General features: G+C 70.6%; 3 protein-coding genes. All 3 read right to left on the reverse strand.

Going from position 1 to position 2999, the window contains the following annotated elements; genetic code table 11:
• A partial coding sequence (locus ACX28W_RS43735) for a GlgB N-terminal domain-containing protein (protein WP_459005661.1) occupies nucleotides 1-1118 on the reverse strand: 1118 nt, incomplete at its 3' end.
• A gap of 39 nt (nucleotides 1119-1157) precedes the next feature.
• Nucleotides 1158-2624, reverse strand: a complete 1467-nt coding sequence (locus ACX28W_RS43740; protein WP_459005662.1) for a maltokinase N-terminal cap-like domain-containing protein — start codon at nucleotides 2622-2624, stop codon at nucleotides 1158-1160.
• 166 nt (nucleotides 2625-2790) lie between these two features.
• Nucleotides 2791-2999: alpha-glucosidase C-terminal domain-containing protein (locus ACX28W_RS43745; protein ID WP_459005663.1), on the reverse strand; the 209-nt coding region annotated here is incomplete at its 5' end.

Raw genomic sequence — 2999 nt, forward strand, 5'->3', positions numbered from 1 at the left:
AAGCCCAGGTCCGAGACGTAGGCGGGGAGCTGGTCGGCGAGCTGGCGGTACGTCAGACCGGGGCGCCAGGAAGGGAGATGGACCTCGTAGACCGAGAACGGCGCCTCGTGCACCGGCGTCGCCCCTCGCCGCGACATCCATTCCTCGTCCCGCCAGGTGTGATGCGAGGCATGAATGATCGACGACGTGTGGGGCGGGACCTCGGTACGCCGGGCCATCGGGTCGGCCCGCAGGGTGCGTGAGCCGTCGGCGCGGGTGATCTCGAACTTGTAGAGCTCACCCTCGCCGATCGTGGGAACGAACAGTTCCCACACTCCGGAGGAGCCGAGCGACCGCATCGGATGTCCCGTGCCGTCCCAGAAGTTGAACGTGCCGGCGACGCGGACGCCGCGCGCGTTCGGCGCCCAGACCGTGAAACGGGTGCCGGTCACGCCCTGGTGCACCATCGGCTCCGCACCGAGCGCCCGCCACAGCTCCTCGTGGCGGCCCTCGCCGAGCAGATGCAGATCGAACTCGCCCAGCGCGGGCAGGAAGCGGTACGCGTCCTCGGTGTCCTGGACCGTCCCCTCGTATGCCACGAGCAGCCGGTACGACGCCGGGACCGCGCGCAGCGGCAGCAGTCCCGAGAAGAATCCGTCCCCGTCGTCGTGCAGCTCGGCGCGCAGATCGTCCGTCACGACGGACACCGTCTGCGCGTACGGCCTGAAGGCCCGGAAGGCCACGCCGCCCGGCACCGGATGGGCGCCGAGGATGCCGTGCGGATTGTGGTGCGTCCCGGAGAGCAGCAGCTCCCGGTCACCGGCACCGACACCGGCGAACAGGGGAGGGCCGACGACGGCAGCAGGTTCAGGAACCCTCTCCGCCGCCTTTGTCGCTTTAGCGACCTTCGTGGCCTTCGTAGCCTTCGCGACGTTGCTCGCGGCGGGCTTCTTGGCGGCGGCCTTCTTACCGGTACCGGCGGGCTTCTTGACCGCCTTGGCCGTCGGCTTCCCCTCGGCTGCCTTCTTGGCCACCGTCTTCTTGCTCACCGACTTCTTGGCCACCGTCTTCTTGGCGGCAGCCGTCTCCTCGGCACCGTTCTTCTTCGGACTGTCGTCGGACGGAGGGCGGGACGTCACGGGCAGGGCCTCCTCGGCAGGGTGAGGTGGGAGGGAACGTCAGGGAGATGCGGCGAGCCGGCGTACCGCCGCCATCGGCACCGGCAGCCAGTCGGGCCGGTGCCGGGCTTCGTACAGGACTTCGTAGACCGCCTTGTCCGTCTCGTAGGCGCGCAGCAGGACGGGGTCGGTACGCGGGTCACGCCCGGCGACCTCCGCGTACCCCGAGCAGTAAGCGGCCCGGCAGGTGTCGGCCCAGCCGGGTGCCGGCGGGTGGTGCGACTGGGCCGCGTAGTCGAAGGAACGGAGCATTCCGGCGATGTCCCGCACGGGTGGCTGCGGCATGCGGCGCTCGGCGAGCGGTTTCGACGGTTCGCCCTCGAAGTCTATGAGCGACCATGTTCCGGAGGGCGAGCGCAGGCACTGGCCGAGATGCAGATCCCCGTGGATCCGCTGGGCGGTCCAGGTCTGCCCCTCGGCGGTCAGATCGGCCAGCGCGGAGAAAGCCGTCCGCAGTCCGGGAGCGTACGGACGCAGCGCGGGCACCGCCTGCGCCGCCGCCTCCAGGCGCTCGGTCATGCCGTCGACGAGCCGTGCCAGCTGCGGGCGTCCCCAGGTGACCGTGGGCAGCGCGCGGGCGAGCGCCGTGTGCACCTCGGCGGTGGCCCGCCCCAGCGCCCGCGCCTCCCCGCCGAAGCCCTCCCCACCGAAGCCTTCCCCGCCGAGGTCCCCGCTGAAGTTCTCGGGGAAGTCCTCGGTGAAGTTCTCACCCTTGCCCAGTTCGCGCAGCGCGAGTTCCCAGCCGTCCGTCGCGCCCTGGACGAAGGGTTGCAGCACACCGAGGACGTACGTCTCCTCGTCCACGTCGGCCACCATCCACGCCGTCGGTGCCGGCACCCGCGGACAGCCCTCCCGGGACAGCGCCAGCGGCAGCTCGAGGTCGGGGTTGATCCCGGGCGCGGTGCGGCGCAACAGCTTCAGGATGAACGTATCTCCATAGACCAGAGACGAGTTGGATTGTTCCGATGTCACCAGCCGTGGCACCAGATCGCCCCGGATCTCCTGGCGCCGGTCCCGCTCGAAGCGGAGTTCGCCGACGCGGGCCCGGGTGCGCAGTGCTTCCAGGAGTATGTCGGCGGGGCGCGGGTCGTGCAGTGCCTCGTACACGGTGCGTCCGGCCAGTGGCCCTTCCGTCACGTGCCCGATCAGCGCGGGCGCGAGCCGTGGCGGCAGCGCCTCCCGTACGCCGATCAGTAACTGGTAGCAGTCGCCGCCGGGGTGCGCGGCGGCCCCCCGAGCCGGAGTGAGGGGCTGGTGCGCCCGTACGAGGAGATGGAGCAAGCCCAACTGCCCGGTGAGCGGCAGCAGTTCGTTGGCCGTCACCAGGGAGAAACCGGTCACCGGACGCCCCTTGCCCGCGAACCACCGCTGCCGTGGCAGCCATTCCCGCAGCAACGGATCGAGCGACGCGAGCAACTCGGGGCGTGCGACGGGGGCCGTGGCAGAGTGGGTTGCGGCTTCCGACATGACGGCGCGTCCTTTCCCCAGTGACCAAGGGATCTAGGGACCCGGAGACCCGGTGACTCGGAGAGCCGGGGCCCCGGAGACCCAGGGACCCGGAGACCGGGGGAGTCGGGGTGTTACTGATGCGTGCCCAGGGCGGGACGGGGGAAACCGCCGCCCCGCCCGGGTTCTACGCGGCGTCCTCGCGCAGCCGGAACCAGTAGAAGCCGTGGCCTGCGAGGGTGAGCAAGTACGGCAGTTCACCGATGGCCGGGAAACGCACCCCGCCGATCAGCTCGACCGGGTTCCTCCCGTTGAACGCCCGCAGGTCCAGTTCCGTCGGCTGGGCGAAGCGGGAGAAGTTGTGGACGCAGAGGACGAGGTCGTCCTTGTATTCGC

The sequence above is a fragment of the Streptomyces sp. SD15 genome (genome assembly GCF_054462255.1).

What these genes read in the sequence shown, in the direction of transcription:
- ACX28W_RS43740 (WP_459005662.1), bottom strand. Translation starts at nt 2,624, where the DNA reads ATGTCGGAAGCCGCAACCCACTCTGCCACGGCCCCCGTCGCACGCCCC.